Raw genomic sequence first — 18,566 nt, 5'->3', positions numbered from 1 at the left:
AGAAATATTTTATATCCTTAATAAGTTCATGTCCCATGCTTCTTTATTAAAACGCCTGGTTATACTTTTAGCCTTATCCATATCTTCCGTTTCATAATTTCCTAAAAATATAACCTCGCCATTATGGCTGCTTTCGCTTCTGCCCACCTTTCCACAAAGATATACTAACTTTTTATAATCAAAATATTTGTTATCTGCAAAAAACACCATAACATTAATATTCCTCAAATCAAAATGCACATCATTGAAATGATTTGTAATTACTATACCTTTTTTCATTTTTACAAAATTATATAATACTCTTTTTTCACTTTTGTTCCTGATAAATGGGAAAGTTCCTTTGCTGAACTTTTTGCAATACTTAGATAAGTATTCATGAACGTTTTCTACCTTGACTTCATCTGGAACATACACAATAACTTTACGATTTGAATTTATAGACCACTCTATATATTCATAGACTACATAAGGTATATCTTTGTTAATATCTATCCTAGTTGATATAAATTTAGGCTCTACTAAAGGGATAGCATTTCCTCTTACAGGCAAAATTATTTCTCTACTATTCCTATCAAAAATTCTTTCTACGGAATAACCTATTATCTTTCCATCTTTCTTACACATGTTTTTCGAAGCTTCAGCAATTTCTTTCTTACTATGAAAAGAAAAGCTTTTTATGTCATCGTAGATAACTAAATCGAATTTATCTTTGATGTTCTGAAGCATATCGTGTTTTGAAATAACAAGAAGGCTGTCATTATATTTACTATTCTCTTTATAATAAGTATACTTTTTAAACCCATATTCTTTTTTCATATCATTTATTATATGGACATTACTTGCATCTTCATTTGTAATATAAAGGATCTTTTTATTTAGATTTACACTATTTATTATAGCGTAAGAAAAAATCTTCATTAAATTATAGGGCGGAGATACTATATTCAAGATTTTCTCTCTTCCTAAACACCATTGAGCAATTTCTCTTCTTACTTTCTTTTCTACCAAGGCAGGATTTATATTTTTCGAATACATATCTATCCCTCATCCCCTTGAAATAAGTCCTCATGATTAACAACATCACCCTCTAATATATTCAATATTCTCCACTTTAATGCCGAATATCTTTCAAAACTTCTATTGTTACTAATCATAAAGCTAATGGCTTTACGCAATCCAACCAAAACTACCATTTGTTTTGCTCTTGTAATACCAGTGTAAAATAAGTTTCTATTCATCAAAAGAGGTGGTCCCATGAACATAGGCATGATAACTACAGGAAATTCACTACCTTGGCTTTTATGTACTGTCATGGCATAAGCAAGTTCAAGTTCATCTAAATATATGTTATCATAAACAACCTTTCTTTCCTCATCAAAAATAACGGATACCTTATCTTCATCTACTTCACATATATATCCTATATCTCCATTAAACACTCCAAGTCCTTCCGGTTCTCCATCACCATCTATTCTGGTCCATTTTAGATTATAATTATTTTTAGTCTGCATAACTTTATCTCCAAGCCTAAAGATGGTATCTTTAAACTCTTTCTCACTTTTATTTTTGTCATTTGGATTTAATATATGTTGAAGTCTTTTATTTAAGTTCTCTATACCAAGAATTCCTTTTCTCATAGGAGATAATATCTGAATATCCTTAAAACTGTTCCAATTTTTATTAAACTTTGGAAGTCTCTCATTTATAAGTTCTACTAAAGTATCTAATATCTTTTCCTGTTCTTCACAATTTAAGAAGTAGAAATCCTTATTCTTTTTATTTAGAATTGGCATTTCTCCATTATTTATCTTATGAGCATTTACTACAATCATACTTTCTTCTGCCTGTCTAAATATATCCTTTAATCTTACCACCTTTACACACTTACTCTCAATTAAATCCCTTAATACATTTCCTGGTCCTACAGAAGGAAGTTGGTCTGCATCCCCTACTATTATAAGCCTTGTTCCCACAGATATTGCTTTTAGTAGATTATTCATAAGTAAAATATCTATCATAGATGCTTCATCTATGATAAGTACATCACATTGGAGCGGAGACTCCTCGCTTCTTAAAAATTCTGTATCTTCATCATCGCTAAAACCCATTTCTAGTAGTCTATGAATAGTCTTAGCCTCTCTTCCTGTGGCTTCACTCATTCGTTTTGCTGCCCTTCCCGTAGGTGCTGCCATAAATACAGTCATAGAGGCATTTTCAAATATTTCTGTTATACATTTTATTATAGTGGTCTTTCCTGTACCTGGTCCCCCTGTTATTATTTCTATTCCATTTGTAAAAGCACCTTTTATAGCTTCTATCTGAGTTGGAGCAAATTTTATATTATTATCTTTTTCAAACTTTTCAATCTCACTTTCAACATCTATTTTGATATTATCATAGTTGCTAATGCTAAGGGTTAAAATTTTACTTGTAACAGATAACTCACAATAATAATAAGGCATTGTAAAAACAGCCTCTTCATTTTCTATTTTTTCTACTTTTAACTTTCCATTAAGCACAGATTCTTGTATACTGCTTAATATTTCATCTTCTGATACCATAAGCATATCCTTACATTCCTTTAATAACTTTTCTAGCGGCATATAAGTATTTCCCATACTACAAAATTGATTTACTATATATCTTATTCCACACTGAATTCTAAATGGCGAATTACTTTCTATTCCTAAGCTTCTGGCTATTTTATCTGCTGTTTTAAATCCAATTCCCGATATATCATCCGTAAGAGTATAGGGATTTTCTTTTACTACTTTAATTGAATTAACTCCATATTTTTTATGAATCTTTACACATTGCTTTACAGTAACTCCATATGTCTGAAGAAATACCATTATATTTCTTATTTCTCTTTGCTTAGAATAAGACTTAGCAATAGTTTCTACTTTTTTATTTCCTATTCCTTCTATTTCTTTTAATCTTTCAATATCTTCATCTAATATTTCTAAGGTCTTTTCTCCAAAATGCTCTACAATTTTTTTTGCGGTTACAGGTCCTATACCAGAAATGATTCCAGAGGATAGATATTTTTCTATTCCTTCTAAAGAATTGGGTACTATTTCCTCACAAGATGTCACCTTGAACTGTTGTCCAAAATGAGGATGTTTAACCCATTCTCCCTGTACTTTTAAATTCTGCCCTTCTAGTATAAAAGGCATACATCCAGTTATAGTAATTTTTCGTTTTTTATCTTTTATATGAGCTACAACATATCCATTATCTTCATTTTTAAATACTATATCTTCTACCTTTCCTTGTATTTCAGTCATAAAATCTCTCCTAAAACTTCTCTTATCAAATAAAGCTCAACTTCCGTATATTTTCTTAATACAATTATAGAATATAAATCGCATTATTTACAATTATTCTAACATATTTATTATTTTTTCCACAAATTTATATCAATAAACCCTAATTAGCTACTACATCTAATATTACCAAAAAACTTAAAAGCTAATGCCGTAATTAGCATTAGCTTTTTATTAAGTATACTTTTAAAATTTAAATGTATTTTTTGATTTCATCAACCTTATTTAATTGTTCCCATGGAAGTTCTACATCTGTTCTTCCGAAATGTCCATAAGCTGCTGTTTGTCTGTAGATTGGTCTTCTTAATCCTAAATCTCTAATTATAGCACCTGGTCGTAAATCGAATACTTTATTTACTATTTCAACTATTTTATCATCTTCAATTTTACCAGTTCCAAAAGTATTAACTAAAAGTGATACTGGATGAGCCACTCCTATTGCATAAGCTAATCCTATTTCTAGCTTATCTGCAACTCCTGCTGCAACTAAATTTTTTGCAACCCATCTAGCTGCATATGCTGCTGATCTATCCACTTTTGTTGGGTCTTTTCCTGAGAAAGCTCCGCCACCGTGTCTTCCATAGCCACCGTATGTATCAACTATAATCTTTCTTCCTGTAAGCCCTGTATCTCCATGAGGTCCACCGATTACAAATCTTCCAGTTGGGTTTATGTAATATTTTGTTTTTTCATCTAACCATTCTTGTGGAATTATAGGTTTTATTATATGCTCCATAACATCTTTACGTATTTGTTCTTGAGTAACTTCAGGATCATGTTGAGTAGATAAAACTATCGCATCTATTCTAACCGGCTTATCATCTTCATACTCAACTGTAACCTGAGTTTTTCCATCTGGTCTTAGATATGGTAATGTACCATTTTTTCTAACCTCAGCTAGTCTTCTAGCAAGTTTATGTGCCATATTTATTGGAAGAGGCATATACTCTGGAGTTTCATTAGTTGCAAATCCAAACATAATTCCCTGATCCCCAGCTCCTACAGCTTCAACATCATCTTTTTGTCCTAGTCTAGCTTCTAAAGCCTCATCTACGCCCATAGCTATATCTGCTGATTGTTCGTCTATTGATGTTAGGACAGAACAAGTTTCTGCGTCAAATCCATATTTAGCTCTCGTATATCCAATATCTGTAACTACATCTCTTACTAATTTAGGGATATCAATATAACAATTTGTGGATATTTCTCCCATAACCATAACCATTCCTGTAGTAACTGCTGTTTCACAGGCTACTCTTCCATTAGGATCTTGCTCTAAAATAGCATCTAATATAGCATCAGAAATTTGGTCACACATCTTATCTGGATGTCCTTCTGTAACTGACTCTGAAGTAAATAGTCTTCTCATTTTATTTTCTCCTTTCACAAAAAATAAAACCCTTCTTATTCGAAGAGGTCTTTACTAATAATTAATATTCCTTATCTCGCAGATTCAACTGCAGGAATTAGCACCTTAGTACAAATTGTACCGGTTGCCGGGTTTCACAGGGCCATTCCCTCCACCTCTCTTGATAAGTTCTTTTTTCTTATCTCTTATTTAATTTTAAGTAAAATAATATTATCATAGCAAAACTACAGTGTCAATAATTTCGATAGAATTATTGTATATTTTATATCGCAAACTAAAATTTTATACAAAATTTTTATGTAAAGCAAAAGACACCTTATTCAAGATGTCTTCATATGGTGGAGGAGAATGGATTCGAACCATTGAAGCGAAACGCAACAGATTTACAGTCTGCCCCCTTTGGCCACTCGGGAACTCCTCCATATTAATTTTTTACATAAGCTAAAAATCAAATTTACTACCAATAACTTATCCAATAAGTGGTGGGCACAACAGGGCTCGAACCTGTGACCCTCTGCTTGTAAGGCAGATGCTCTCCCAGCTGAGCTATGCGCCCATTTATGGTGGAGGAGAATGGATTCGAACCATTGAAGCGAAACGCAACAGATTTACAGTCTGCCCCCTTTGGCCACTCGGGAACTCCTCCGTTATTGGTGCTGGCATCAGGAATCGAACCCGAAACCTACTGATTACAAGTCAGTTGCTCTACCAATTGAGCTATGCCAGCGTATTTATTTGTTTTTGTTTTGCGGAATCGCCGCTCAACGAATATTAGTATAACCTGATATTAATTTTATTTCAACACAAATAAACACACATTATATCAATTCTAGTTGATTTTTCTAAGTTTTTCTTTAAATATCTTAATTTTAAACATATATTCATTTAAAACTTTTATGATTTTAAATTTGTTTTAATCCTCACCTTTTCCACTGCTCCACTAAATCTTTAGCTCCTTAACTACATATAAATATATTTACCCAATATGCTTTTTACTTTTTCATAGTCTTCTTTGTTCAATTTATTTTTTATTAACTCTATAATCCTTCTTGTTCCTTCTTCTTCATCTTTCCAATAAAGATATTCTTTTATCTTAATAAAATCCTTTGGCGATAACTTTGTTGCTATCATAAATAACTTTTGTTTATCTCTTAAGGTTACCTCTTTTCTTATAACGTCTGTAGATACTTTAAATACAGGTACCTCTTCTTGTTTCTCATATGAATAATCATCTTTATAACACTCGTGCATATATTCAGGTTTGCTTATATATTTATCTGCTGATATTTCATATTTGTTTTCTTTTTTCTCATCGTTATGTTCATCCATATTATGAGTATACTTTTCTTCTACACTCTCTTTTTTTTCTTCTATTTTAATAGATTCATTTTGAATTTTTTTAGGTTTTTCAATCTCTTTTTCTGCTTGTTTATAAGAATCAGTAATAGTTAGTGAATTTTTGATATCATTTTCTTCAAAACTAAATCCTATCATAATACAACTGCTTACTAAAGTACATAAAATCACTATAAAAGACAACCATCTATTATTCATATCAAATCGCCTCCATATGTTAATTATTTCATAATTTACTTTTTTTATTCTTTTATTTCATCATATTACATAACTATTTTTCATATAAATTAACAAGGAGGTGTCAATTTTGAATAAAGTTAGAGTCCACTATAAAGACAACTTATCATACTATGAAATTGCATACTTTTTAAAGGATTATATAGACGATAGCTCTATAATTGTATGCATAGGTACAGATAGATGTATAGGTGATTGTCTGGGCCCCTTGGTGGGAACCCTTTTAAAAACACAAAAATTTCCCCTCAAGGTATATGGAACCATTTCCGAACCTATACATGCTCTAAATATAGATAAGAAACTACAAGAAATAAAAAAAATACACCCATCATCTAATATAATAGGTATAGATGCTTGTTTAGGAGATAGTAAAAACATAGGCGAAATACAGGCTAGAGATTATCCCATACACCCTGGAAAAGGCGTAGGCAAGTTCCTTCCTGAGGTGGGTGAAAGCTCTATAATAGGTATTGTGGACTCTAGTGACAATAATGAACTATTTACAAATAGAAATATACGTTTAGATTTGATTATAGGCATGGCTAAAGTTATTACTCATTCTCTTATACATTCCTATTATCTTTATCAACTACATTCGAAAAAGAATAATAATTTTATATAGCGAATTTATAAAAAGCTCTATAACTAAACATTAGTCATAGAGCTTTTTATAGCAAGTATAACTTTAATCTATTAAATTGATATCTTGGCCCTTATAAGATGCATCTATTTTATCTAGAAAATTTAAGACTTCTCCTGTGCCAAGAGCAACTGATGAAACAGAATCTTGAGCAACATATACAGGGACCTTTGTAACATCAGCTATTAGCTTATCCAATCCATGCAATAATGATCCTCCACCTGTCATCATAATACCTTTATCAGCAATATCAGCTGCAAGCTCAGGTGGTGTTCTTTCTAGCACTGAATGAGTGCACTCTGCGATAGCATTAACAGATTCGCTTAACGCTTCCCTCACTTCTTCTGAGGACACACTTATATTCTTAGGAAGGCCTGTTATTAAATCTCTTCCTCTTATTTCCATAGTAATATTATCTTCTCTCTTATAGGCTGTCCCTATATTTATTTTTAGCTCTTCTGCTGTTCTCTCGCCTATCATAAGTTTATGCTTTTTTCTTATGTACTTTATTATATCATCATCAAAATTATCTCCAGCTACTTTAATAGAACTTCTTACAACCATTCCTCCTAATGAGATAACTGCAATATCAGTGGTACCTCCACCAATATCTATAACCATATTTCCACTTGCTTTTGTTATATCTAATCCTGAGCCAATAGCTGCTGCTAAAGGTTCTTCTATTAGGAACACTTTTTTAGCTCCAGCATTAACTGCTGCATCTTTGACAGCTCTCTTTTCTACCTCCGTAGCTTCACATGGAACGCAAATTACTACCCTTGGTGCCCCTACCTTTTTCTTTCCACATGCTTTTCTTATAAAATGTTTTAGCATTTTTTCAGTAATATCATAATCTGATATTACTCCATCCTTCAACGGACGAATAGCAACTATATTGCCTGGAGTCCTTCCTATCATTTGCCTAGCTTCTTCTCCTACAGCCAGCACTCTATTAGCGTTCTTATCAATTGCAACTACTGAAGGTTCTTTTAAAACAATACCTTTACCTTTAATATAAACCAGTACTGTAGCTGTTCCTAAATCTATTCCCATATCTGTGCTCATTCTAAAAAACATCTCTATTTTCACTCCTGCTCTTTTGTAGATTCTACTTAATTAATTATCTATATTAATTATATACGCTTATATCAAATTATTCTATAGGATTACAAAAAAATCCTTTTTTTTTGAGCAGAAATAGAAACTTTATCCTTCCAAAGTCTTGTACTTCATTTTTGTTGCTTTACCGCCTCTTATATGCCTTTCAGACTTATTTAAGTCTAAAACATCCTTTGCCTGTTTAGCAACTTGTGGATTTATTTTAGGTAACCTCTCTGTCATATCTTTGTGTATTGTACTTTTACTTACACCGAAAACCTTAGCTGTTTTTCTTATAGTAGCTTTTGATTCTATTATATACCTTGCAACTTCTAGAACTCTTTCTTCAATGTAATCTTTCAAAGTGCTACCTCCTTAACCTTATATATTTATAAATATGCACTTATAGTCTTTTAAATTACTATGTCATCCTTATTATTTAGCCATTTTCCGAATAAAATCGGAAAATGGCTTTTACTGTTAAATTAGTATTTTATATATTTTTCTGGATTTTCACTTGAATATTGTGCATCCTCCTTTAAATTTTTAAGTACCTCAAAGTGTAAGAAATTGTTTCCTATTTCTTCTGACATTCCTCTCAAGGAGGTCTTTCCTATTTTTCCTATTTCCTGTCCTTGAGTTACCTTATCACCCTTCTTTACTTTTACTTCTTTATCTAAGTTCCCATAAACAGTAGCCTTTCCACTTTCAGGATGATAAATTGTAACAGTTGTTCCAAAAGATCCGTTTTCATTTATTGATTTAACTTCACCACTAGCAACAGCTTTTACAGGTGTACCTACATTTGCTTTTATGTTTATACCAAAGTTAGGTCTGTATGATTTTGAAGTTTCCCACCATACAGGTGTTTGTGAATATTTCATCACTATTTCGCCTTCTACAGGTTTTATAAACTCTGGCTGTGATGAGTTTGATACTGATACTTCTTTTTCTGTAGACACTTGCATTCCTGTATCAGCTTTTTTTACATCTTCGTTCTGCTTTACTTGAACTGCATTATTGATTTCTTTATCTTTTTGAGATAGAGAAACACTGCCATCAGGCTTATTAGAATCAGCCTTTTGATTTTGTGTAGTTTTAGGACTATTATCTACCTTTTTGTTATTTTTTGTTGTTATTGCAGTAACTGTTGCTATTATGCATAAACAAACAAATAAAATTACATAGAAGCCCTCCTTTTTTAAGAAATTTAAAACACTTTTGTTATTGTCTTTGTTTTCCATAAAAAACACCTCCGTTTTGTAGTTTGTCCTGTTAGAAATAAAAAATACCTATTTTATGAAAAAACTTTTCCTCATTTTTCCTTGATTTTAGACATTATCCTACTTTATAAAACAAAAAAACAAATGCCGAATTAAGCTCTGCTCAATTCAACATTTGTCCTCTCATCTTTAATCTTTAAATTGCATATATAAACTTTCTAAATTTCTACATTTCTAAACTCTTCACTTCTCCACTCTCCACTTTTTTATCCTGTATCTATTTAACATTTAGCTTTATTACATCTGTTCCTTGATAATAATGGGATAGTATCTCCTTATAATTATATCCTTCTTTTGCCATAGCATCTGCTCCCCACTGACTCATTCCAACCCCATGTCCATATCCTTTACATACAATAACTACATCATTAGAATTAAATTTTATATCAAAGTTAGCAGAATTTAGATTTAGTATATTTCTAAAATTTTGTCCTGATATGTATTGATTTCCGATTTTCATTTTAGATACACTTCCACCCTGAGTTCTTTCCAATATTGCTATCTGATTTTTTAATGTAGAAGATTTCATATTAAAATTATAATTATATCTATTTAATATATCTGCAAGTTGGCCATAAGTATACTTAACTTCACTTACATACTTACGTGATCTTTCTTCTCCAGGACTTTCTACACTTTTTAGATATGGAATGCTCCTATTAAATACATCTTTCGCATCCTCTGTTCTTCCACTACTGGTAGAAAAATAATAAGGAGCCATAACAAGTTTCCCATCATAAGATAAGACCTCATTTTCTGTCTCTTTTACAGCTTTATTAAGCTTATCCCAATACTCTTCTCTCTTATCTTTAGGCCACAATTCCATCCTTTCTTCTTTATTCATAAACACCTGAAACTCTACAGTATCATTTACATCAGCTCCACATGCTTTTGGACTTTTTTGAGCTCCAAAATTCTCCTTATGAGCAAGTCCATAGGTTCTAGCCGCTACAGCTTGTGCCTTTAAAGCCTCAATTTCAAACTCTGCTGGCATCTCTGCTGCAACTACACCTAGAACATAATCTTCTATACTCATTCTATCTATTTTATTTTCCTTAGTGATATAGACATCTATATTTAAGTCTTCCTTATTGTACATTGATTTTATTTTTATATTATCGACTATCTGGCTTGTATTGTTATTTGGTACTTCTTTATATGACTTTGTATCTACTCCCACAACTATAATAGAAAGCAATATAATGAACAATATACCAGAAAGTATCCCAATAATAATTTTCTGCATATGTTTTTCTCCCTACTCTCTAAATTTAAAATCAATACTATACTATTATCTACTTTCTGAAAATATTACCTCATTTTATACAAGCTACCCTTAATAGCTATTCTTTCCAGATTAATATAGAGTAGCTCTAAACTCTCTATATTCCTCCATTAAAAAAAGTTACACCATTATAGTGTAACTTTATTCATCAATTCTTCTGATTTCTGCTCCTAACTTAACAAGCTTTTCCTCTATATCAACATATCCCCTATCTATATGATATATATCTCCTATTTTCGTATATCCATCAGCAGCCAATCCTGCAAGTATAAGTGCAGCTCCAGCTCTTAAATCTGTAGCTTTAACATCGCTTCCAGTAAGTCTTTCAACTCCCTCTATTATTGCAGATCTTCCATCTATTTTTATGTTTGCACCCATTCTTTTAAGTTCAGCAGCATGCATAAATCTATTTTCAAAAATGGTTTCAGTTACAATACTAGTTCCTTTTACAATTGACAGTAAGCTCATCATTTGAGCCTGCATATCCGTTGGAAATCCTGGATAAGGCATTGTTTTTATATCTACGGGTTTAAATTCATTATTTCCATCTACTATAATGCTATCCCCTTCTTTTTCCATACAAACTCCTATTTCCCTTAATTTGGCTATAATTGGTTTTAAGTGTTCCTCCCTCACTCCGTTTATTTTCAACTTACTTTTTGTAATTGCTGCTGCAACCATAAAGGTTCCTGCTTCAATTCTATCTGGTATAGGTTTGTATGTGGACTCTTCTAGTTCTCTTACCCCTACAATTCTGATAGTATCAGTCCCTGCTCCGCTTATTCGTGCTCCCATAGAATTTAAGAACTCTGCTAGATCTTGTACTTCTGGTTCACTTGCAGCATTTTCTATAATAGTCTCCCCTTCTGATAATACTGCTGCCATCATTATATTTTCTGTAGCTCCAACAGAAGGAAAGTCTAAATATATCTTATTTCCTATTAATCTCGGAGCATAAGCTTCTACGTGTCCATGACCAAAACTAACTTTAGCTCCTAATGCTGTAAAACCTTTTAAATGAAGATCTATAGGTCTGCTGCCAATATTACATCCACCAGGCAAGGATATTTTAAATCTTCCAAACCTTGCAACCATAGGTCCCATGATCAGAAAAGAGGCTCTCATCTTTCTCACTAACTCACTATCTGGCTCTACACTTTTAACTGAAGAAGTATCTATAATTATTTCTTTCTTACTTTTGTCTATATTAACATTAGCATTAATGGATTTTAAAACCTCGGTTATTACATATACATCCTGAAGCAAAGGTGCATCTATTATTCTACTTTTTTTTCCACTCAATATGCTAGCTGCAATTATAGGAAGTACAGCATTTTTAGCTGAACTTATATCCACTTCACCACTCAGTCTTTTTCCACCTTCTACTATTATCTTTTTCATTTATATCCTCTCCATTCCATCGTTCCTTAACTAGTAAGCTATAATTATCTCAGGAGTCCCAATAATTAAATATTTTCCCGAAGCATAACTGCTCAATGCAAAATTTAAATCCATTAGTTTACCATTATTAACTTTGGGTGTATATTTGCGGGTATATGCGCAGTTACTAAATCCATTATTTAATTCTATTGAACTAATGTTGACTGCTCCGTTTTTCTTTAATATAGAGATTAATTGCTTATTTAAGCTTTTTAAATTCCTATTAGGCAGCTTTGCCTTTAAATACTCATAATATGATTCATCACCCCGAGATACAGGAGCAGTAATAAGTTTTATATTGTTTTTAATTCTGTCTAGCTCATTATTATTACATTTTTGGATAATATCTATGGTTACTATGTTTTTTGTTTTATAACTTGTTATAGTTATTGTTCCTTTTATGCTATCTTCTTCAAAATCAATATAGTAATTTTCTTTATTTATATGGGATTTTGCTTCAGTGCGATAGCTAGAATTGATTTTATTTATGAAGTATTTAGCTAATTCTTGTCCATTTCTATTTGATTTAAAACTGGTTCTTACTCCATTTTCTATAATTTCACCTTGAGATGCTTCAATCATTTTTTCAAATAAATTTACATTTTTATACGCATAACATATTTTTTGATTCAACACTATAGCTATAGTAACTAAAATTAAAGTTAGTATTTTTTTCTTATTATCCATGTATATCCCTGCCTTCCTCTTTAGATTATGGACAAAGAATTAATAATATATACTTCAAATATATTATTAATATATAATTTCTTTAATAAAAGTGTGCAAAAAAAAGAAGGCTATTGTTTTTTTCACAAGTACTCGCGCACATTTTACCAAAACATATACTGAGTACCTTTTTAAACACAATAACCTTCTTAATATAAAGTATTAATAACTTTTATATATTTGATACTTCAAGTCTTTTTATGGCTCTAAGTAATGCCATTCTTGCTCTCTCTATATCTACATTATCCCTATCTTTTAAACGTCCTTCTGCTCTAGCTTTTGCTTCTTCTGCCCTTTTTCTATCTATATCCTCTGGCCATTCTGCAGCATCGCAAAGCATAAGTACTTCACCATCACTTACTTTTAAGATTCCTGTGGAAGAAAAGAATTTTTTCTCTTCTCCGTTTTCTAGTATAACTTTTGACACAGTAGGCTTTAACATAGCTATCAGTGGAGAATGCATAGGTAAAATTCCTCTTTTCCCTCCCAGAGTTTCTGTATCTAGTTCTTTTACTTGCCCTTCAAAGAAAATCTTTACCGGAGTGACTATCTTTAATTTAAACAACTTTAGCATTTTATTTCTCTCCCACTATACTGACATAGCCTTTGCTTTTTCCACAGCCTCTTCAATTGTTCCAACGAACAAGAAAGCAGATTCAGGTATATCATCGTACTTTCCTTCTATTATCTCTTTAAATCCTCTTACTGTTTCTTTAACAGGTACAAATTTACCTTGCATTCCTGTAAATTGTTCTGCTACAGTAAATGGTTGAGATAAAAATCTCTGAACTTTTCTAGCCCTTGCTACTAATAGTTTATCTTCCTCTGAAAGCTCATCTAAACCTAAAATAGCTATTATATCTTGTAACTCTTTATATCTTTCAAGAATATGCTTAACCTTTATTGCTGTTTCATAGTGTTCCTGTCCTACAACCCTTGGATCCAATATTCTAGATGTAGACTCTAGAGGATCCACTGCTGGATATATGCCTAGTTCAGCTATACTTCTTGATAAAACTGTAGTAGCATCAAGGTGAGCAAAAGTTGTAGCTGGAGCTGGGTCAGTTAAGTCATCTGCTGGAACGTAAACAGCTTGAACTGATGTTATAGAGCCATGTTTTGTGGATGTTATTCTTTCCTGCAACGCTCCCATCTCCGTAGCAAGAGTTGGCTGATATCCTACGGCACTTGGTATTCTTCCAAGCAAAGCTGATACTTCAGAACCTGCTTGAGTAAATCTAAATATATTATCTATAAACAAAAGCACATCCTGTCCTTGATCTCTAAAATATTCTGCCATAGTAAGTCCTGTTAAAGCTACTCTCATTCTTGCTCCAGGCGGTTCATTCATTTGCCCAAATACTAATGCCGTTTTATTAATAACCCCAGATTCTTTCATTTCATAATAAAGATCATTACCTTCTCTGGTTCTTTCTCCAACTCCTGTAAATACAGAAAGTCCGCCGTGTTCTTTTGCTATATTGTTTATAAGTTCTTGAATTAAGACTGTTTTTCCAACTCCGGCTCCACCAAATAATCCTATTTTTCCACCTTTTTGATAAGGAGCTATTAAATCTATAACCTTAATACCAGTTTCAAACATCTCCGGCTCAACTGATTGCTCCTCAAAGCTTGGAGCCGGTCTATAAATAGGATAAAATTCTTTAGGCTGAAAATCTTCATCAGTATCTATAGTTTTTCCTAATATATTGAATAATCTTCCTAATACTTCGTTTCCTACAGGAACTGATATTGGCTTTCCAGTGTCAACTGCCTTCATGCCTCTTTTCAAGCCCTCTGTAGCTTCCATAGCTATAGTTCTTACTATATCGTCTCCTATATGCTGTTCAACTTCAGTTATGAGTACTTTACCATCTCCCATATCTACTTCTATAGCATTATAAATATTAGGAAGGAAATCAGAATCAAACTTTATATCTATTACAGGACCTATTACCTGTACAACCTTACCTACATTATGCGCCATGAATATACCTCCCTTATCTCTGAGCTTCTGCTCCTCCTACTATTTCTGATATTTCTTGTGTTATGGTACTTTGCCTTATTCTATTATATTGTAGATTAAGTTTATCTAATAAATCATTTGCATTCTTTGTGGCACCATCCATAGCATTCATTCTGGCTGACTGCTCACTTGTCTTGGAGTTCAGCATTAAATTAAGTAGGGTTTGCTTTAGATAAAGCTCAGAAATAGTTTCTAAAATCTTTTCTTTCTCTGGCTCAAATTCTACTATGGAATTCTTATCATCTTTATTATTTTCATTACTTACTCCTATGCTCTCTCTCTCTATAGGAAGTAACTTTTTTAATTTAACTTCCTGCTTAACAGCAGAAATAAACTCTGTATATATTACATTTACTTCTCCAACTTCTCCTTTAGAATATAATGTTAAAGCTTTATCTAATATGGTTTTTGCTTCTTTTATAGTAGGCATATCTGGAACTTCTACATATTCCGCAACAGATTCTATATTAAATTTTTTAAAATATGTCCTTCCCTTTTGTCCTACAATTATCAACAGAGAATTTTCCTTATCCTTTAACAAGTATTCTAAAGTCTTACTGACCACATTAGCATTAAATCCTCCACACAGACCTGTGTCTGATGTAAGAGTTATATATAATTTTTTTTTGCTGCCATTGGATTTAAAATATATATTATTTGTATCAATTTCATTATCTACTAAAACTTCATTCATAATTTCTCTAAAGGAATTGTAATAATCATTATTTAGAGCTAAGCTCCCCCTATTTTTCCTTAGTTTAGAGGTGGCAACAAGTCCTATAGCTTTCGTTATTTTTTTTGTATTATTTATAGATTTTATTCTTCGTTTTATAGCAATTAACCCTGCACCTGCCATATCCTACCTCCTAAGGCCTATATATACACTATGCTAGAAAAATCTTTTTAAACTCTTCTATAGAAGCGTTTAGCTCTGACTTTATCTCATCTGTTAACTCCTGTTTTTCAAGTATTTGTTTGCCTAAATTTCTATGATGAGTATCAATATATTCTAAGAATTCTTCTTCAAAACTCTTGATATCTGATACCTTGATATCTGACAAATAATTGTTAACAGCAGCATATAAAATCATAATTTGTTTTTCTACCGGCATAGGATTATATTGGTCTTGATTTAATATTTCAACTAATCTTTTACCTTTTTCAAGTCTTGCCTTTGCTTCTTTATCTAAATCAGAACCAAATTGAGCAAATGCTGCTAATTCTCTATATTGTGCAAGTTCAAGTCTTAAAGTTCCCGAAACCTGTTTCATTGCTTTAATTTGAGCATTTCCGCCAACACGTGATACTGAAATACCTGCATTAACTGCTGGTTTTTGCCCTGCATAGAAAAGTTCAGCTTCCAAAAATATTTGGCCATCAGTAATAGAAATTACATTTGTAGGTATATATGCTGTAACATCTCCTGCAAGTGTCTCTATTATAGGAAGAGCTGTGAGTGACCCCCCACCTAGTTTATCTGAAAGCCTTGCAGCTCTTTCTAGCAATCTTGAATGTATATAGAATACATCTCCAGGATAGGCTTCTCTTCCTGGTGGTCTTCTAAGCAATAGTGACATAGTTCTATATGCTACCGCATGTTTTGATAAATCATCATAAACTATAAGCACATCTTCTCCTTTATGCATAAAGTATTCTCCCATACTACATCCAGCATAAGGTGCTATAAATTGAAGTGGTGCTGAATCAGAAGCTGTCGATGAAACAACTATAGTATAATCCATAGCTCCCATTTCGGTTAGTGTATTTACTATATGAGCTACAGTAGATTGTTTTTGTCCTATAGCAACATAAATGCACTTAACATTCTTTCCTTTTTGATTTAATATTGCATCTATTGCAAGAGCAGTCTTTCCTACTTGCCTATCACCAATTATGAGCTCTCTTTGACCCTTGCCAATTGGCACCATGGAATCTATAGCCTTTATACCTGTTTGAAGAGGTTCCTTAACAGATTGTCTTTCAATAACTCCAGGAGCTTCAACCTCTATTGGTCGGGTTTCCAAAGTCCTTATAGGTCCTTTTCCATCAAGAGGCTGACCTAATGCATTTACAACTCTTCCTATTAAAGCTTCTCCAACAGGAACTTCAACTACTCTTCCTGTTCTTTTTACAACGTCTCCTTCTTTTATGCCCTCTTCCTTACCTAGTAAAACACATCCTACATTATCTTGCTCTAGGTTAAGTGCCATTCCATATACATCCTTAGGAAACTCAAGGAGTTCTCCTTCCATGCAGTCATCAAGTCCATAAACCCTTGCAATACCATCTCCTATTTGTATTATAGTACCTGAATCTATGGTTTGAACTTTATGCTCATATCTCTCTATTTCTTTTCTTATGATTGAAGTAATTTCTTCAGGTTTTACGTTCATACATCCACCTCTTTTCTATTATCTTAGCTATGGATTACTCTTCTTCTAATCTCTTCAAATTTAGTCTTTATAGTGCCATCTATAACATCATCTCCTACCCTTATATAAAGACCACCAATTATACTTTTATCTATCTTCTCTTTTAAAATGATATTTTTACCATACATTTTTTTCAGTTTTCCTATCAAGGTACTCTTTTCATCTTCATTTAAAGGTATTACACTTTTAACATTAGCAACTAAAATGTTTTGTCTTTCTAAATGGATCTTTTCCATTTCATTAATTTTTTCCTCTAAATAAAGAATCCTATCTTTTTCTATAAGGATTAAAAGAAAGCCTAGTATATAATCATCAACTTTTCCTTTAAATATAGATTTAAATACTCTTTTCTTTTGAGAAGTAGTTATCTCTGGATGCTTTACTACGCTTAAGAGTTCCTCATTGGTTTTAATTAGCTCAAGTATCTCTTTTAACTCTTTTATATACTCCTCTACTTTTCCATTTTTCTCAGCTATTTCATATAAAGCTAGAGCATATCTTCTATCTAGATATTCATACATAATTAGTTACCTACCTTAGCAATAAAATCTCTAATTAATTCTCTATGCTTAGCTTCATCTATAGATTCTTCTAAAGCTTTCTTAGATAACTCTATAGCTAAGTCTACTGTTTTTATCTTCATTTCGTATTCTGCCTTTTCTCTTTCTCTTTCTATTTCTTTTTTTGCTCTTTCAAGAATGAGTTCGGCTTCCTTGTGAGCATCAGAGATTATCTCTTGAGAAACTTTTTCTGCTTTTTGTTTATATTCTTCTACTATATTTTTGCCTTGTTGCTTTGCTAATTTATATTCCTTCTCATTTTCTATTTTAAGTTTTTCAGCTACTTGTCTATCTTCTTCAGCTTTTTTTATATTATTTGTAATAGACTCATTTCTTTTGTTAATAATTTCATTAACAGGCTTAAATAGAAAAAATGAGAGAATTCCTAAAAGCAATAAAAAATTTATAATTGTCCATACAAATGTTGGTATAGTAAATTCCATCATTTTGTGATTAAAGCCTCCCTTCAGGCTTATCTTTGCCAAACCTATTTATTATATAAGATTTCCAATTCTTAATACCAATAATATTCCTATTAAGAAACCATAAATTGCTGTAGCTTCTGATAAAGCACTACCAACTATCATAGTTGACATTATTTTACCACTTGCTTCTGGCTGTCTTGCTACACCTTCTACAGCTTTAGCTGTAGCATTTCCTGTTCCAATTCCTCCACCTATACATGCAAGGGATGCTATACCTGCTCCTATAGCACACATTCCTGCTACAAATGCTTCTGAACTAATATTCATATTTCATTCCTCCTAATCATCATCTTAATTTTTTAT

Annotated in this window: 18 protein-coding genes, 4 tRNA genes and 1 riboswitch; of the genes, 1 reads left to right on the top strand and 21 read right to left on the bottom strand. The window is 32.0% G+C overall.

The features are described from left to right. Positions 1-9 precede the first annotated feature (9 nt). The 8 genes from CPAL_RS09735 to CPAL_RS09700 form a co-directional block, all read right to left on the bottom strand. Positions 10-1,035, bottom strand: coding sequence for a hypothetical protein (locus tag CPAL_RS09735; RefSeq protein ID WP_061857982.1), 1,026 nt, complete (start codon positions 1,033-1,035; stop codon positions 10-12). Between the two features lie 2 nt (positions 1,036-1,037). Further along, positions 1,038-3,287 (bottom strand): SF1B family DNA helicase RecD2, encoded by a 2,250-nt coding sequence (gene recD2 / locus CPAL_RS09730; protein WP_061857983.1) that lies wholly within the window; start codon positions 3,285-3,287, stop codon positions 1,038-1,040. Positions 3,288-3,519: 232 nt separating this feature from the next. Next, positions 3,520-4,695, bottom strand: a complete 1,176-nt coding sequence (gene metK / locus CPAL_RS09725; RefSeq protein WP_106024501.1) for a methionine adenosyltransferase — start codon at positions 4,693-4,695, stop codon at positions 3,520-3,522. A 68-nt stretch (positions 4,696-4,763) separates the two neighbouring features. Beyond that, positions 4,764-4,865, bottom strand: a riboswitch (SAM riboswitch). 166 nt (positions 4,866-5,031) lie between these two features. Then, positions 5,032-5,116, bottom strand: a tRNA-Tyr gene (locus CPAL_RS09720). 59 nt (positions 5,117-5,175) lie between these two features. After that, positions 5,176-5,251, bottom strand: a tRNA-Val gene (locus CPAL_RS09715). A gap of 5 nt (positions 5,252-5,256) precedes the next feature. Beyond that, positions 5,257-5,341, bottom strand: a tRNA-Tyr gene (locus CPAL_RS09710). A 5-nt stretch (positions 5,342-5,346) separates the two neighbouring features. Next, positions 5,347-5,422, bottom strand: a tRNA-Thr gene (locus CPAL_RS09705). A 233-nt stretch (positions 5,423-5,655) separates the two neighbouring features. Beyond that, on the bottom strand, positions 5,656-6,249 hold the full coding sequence (locus tag CPAL_RS09700; protein ID WP_061857985.1) for a hypothetical protein: 594 nt from the start codon (positions 6,247-6,249) through the stop codon (positions 5,656-5,658). Positions 6,250-6,358: 109 nt separating this feature from the next. On the opposite strand from CPAL_RS09700, the gene yyaC reads away from it, so the two are divergent. Beyond that, the gene (yyaC, locus tag CPAL_RS09695) at positions 6,359-6,910 is read left to right on the top strand and encodes a spore protease YyaC (RefSeq protein ID WP_061857986.1); all 552 of its coding nucleotides are present in this window, start codon (positions 6,359-6,361) and stop codon (positions 6,908-6,910) included. A 63-nt stretch (positions 6,911-6,973) separates the two neighbouring features. On the opposite strand, the gene mreB is transcribed toward yyaC, so the two are convergent. The 13 genes from mreB to atpE all read right to left on the bottom strand — a co-directional run bounded on the left by mreB (position 6,974) and on the right by atpE (position 18,530). Beyond that, positions 6,974-8,005 carry a rod shape-determining protein gene (gene mreB, locus CPAL_RS09690; protein WP_061857987.1) on the bottom strand — a complete coding sequence of 344 codons (1,032 nt, stop codon included), beginning with the start codon at positions 8,003-8,005 and terminating at the stop codon, positions 6,974-6,976. A 129-nt stretch (positions 8,006-8,134) separates the two neighbouring features. Continuing rightward, complete coding sequence (gene spoIIID, locus CPAL_RS09685) at positions 8,135-8,389, bottom strand: sporulation transcriptional regulator SpoIIID (RefSeq protein WP_061857988.1); 255 nt, start codon at positions 8,387-8,389, stop codon at positions 8,135-8,137. A 122-nt stretch (positions 8,390-8,511) separates the two neighbouring features. Further along, the gene (locus CPAL_RS09680; RefSeq protein WP_061857989.1) at positions 8,512-9,270 is read right to left on the bottom strand and encodes a M23 family metallopeptidase; all 759 of its coding nucleotides are present in this window, start codon (positions 9,268-9,270) and stop codon (positions 8,512-8,514) included. Between the two features lie 256 nt (positions 9,271-9,526). After that, positions 9,527-10,555, bottom strand: coding sequence for a stage II sporulation protein D (gene spoIID / locus CPAL_RS09675; protein ID WP_106024500.1), 1,029 nt, complete (start codon positions 10,553-10,555; stop codon positions 9,527-9,529). 180 nt (positions 10,556-10,735) lie between these two features. Then, positions 10,736-11,995 carry a UDP-N-acetylglucosamine 1-carboxyvinyltransferase gene (murA, locus tag CPAL_RS09670; protein WP_061857991.1) on the bottom strand — a complete coding sequence of 420 codons (1,260 nt, stop codon included), beginning with the start codon at positions 11,993-11,995 and terminating at the stop codon, positions 10,736-10,738. Positions 11,996-12,025: 30 nt separating this feature from the next. Next, positions 12,026-12,721, bottom strand: a complete 696-nt coding sequence (locus tag CPAL_RS09665; protein WP_061857992.1) for a hypothetical protein — start codon at positions 12,719-12,721, stop codon at positions 12,026-12,028. 211 nt (positions 12,722-12,932) lie between these two features. Continuing rightward, positions 12,933-13,334, bottom strand: a complete 402-nt coding sequence (locus CPAL_RS09660; protein ID WP_061857993.1) for a F0F1 ATP synthase subunit epsilon — start codon at positions 13,332-13,334, stop codon at positions 12,933-12,935. A gap of 15 nt (positions 13,335-13,349) precedes the next feature. Beyond that, the gene (gene atpD, locus CPAL_RS09655; protein WP_106024499.1) at positions 13,350-14,747 is read right to left on the bottom strand and encodes a F0F1 ATP synthase subunit beta; all 1,398 of its coding nucleotides are present in this window, start codon (positions 14,745-14,747) and stop codon (positions 13,350-13,352) included. A 13-nt stretch (positions 14,748-14,760) separates the two neighbouring features. Continuing rightward, the gene (atpG, locus tag CPAL_RS09650; RefSeq protein ID WP_061857995.1) at positions 14,761-15,642 is read right to left on the bottom strand and encodes an ATP synthase F1 subunit gamma; all 882 of its coding nucleotides are present in this window, start codon (positions 15,640-15,642) and stop codon (positions 14,761-14,763) included. A 28-nt stretch (positions 15,643-15,670) separates the two neighbouring features. Next, a complete protein-coding gene (atpA, locus tag CPAL_RS09645; protein WP_061857996.1) occupies positions 15,671-17,179 on the bottom strand; it encodes a F0F1 ATP synthase subunit alpha in 1,509 nt (502 codons plus the stop codon). Between the two features lie 23 nt (positions 17,180-17,202). Further along, positions 17,203-17,739 (bottom strand): F0F1 ATP synthase subunit delta, encoded by a 537-nt coding sequence (locus CPAL_RS09640; protein ID WP_106024498.1) that lies wholly within the window; start codon positions 17,737-17,739, stop codon positions 17,203-17,205. A gap of 2 nt (positions 17,740-17,741) precedes the next feature. Next, complete coding sequence (locus CPAL_RS09635; protein WP_106024597.1) at positions 17,742-18,221, bottom strand: F0F1 ATP synthase subunit B; 480 nt, start codon at positions 18,219-18,221, stop codon at positions 17,742-17,744. A 51-nt stretch (positions 18,222-18,272) separates the two neighbouring features. Continuing rightward, complete coding sequence (gene atpE / locus CPAL_RS09630; RefSeq protein WP_061857998.1) at positions 18,273-18,530, bottom strand: ATP synthase F0 subunit C; 258 nt, start codon at positions 18,528-18,530, stop codon at positions 18,273-18,275. Positions 18,531-18,566 lie beyond the last annotated feature (36 nt).

Origin of the sequence: Clostridium thermopalmarium DSM 5974 (genome assembly GCF_002995795.1) — a bacterium.
Taxonomy (GTDB): domain Bacteria; phylum Bacillota; class Clostridia; order Clostridiales; family Clostridiaceae; genus Clostridium_H; species Clostridium_H thermopalmarium.
The sequence above is the reverse complement of the archived record's forward strand: the minus strand, read 5'-3'. Positions and strand labels throughout refer to the sequence as shown.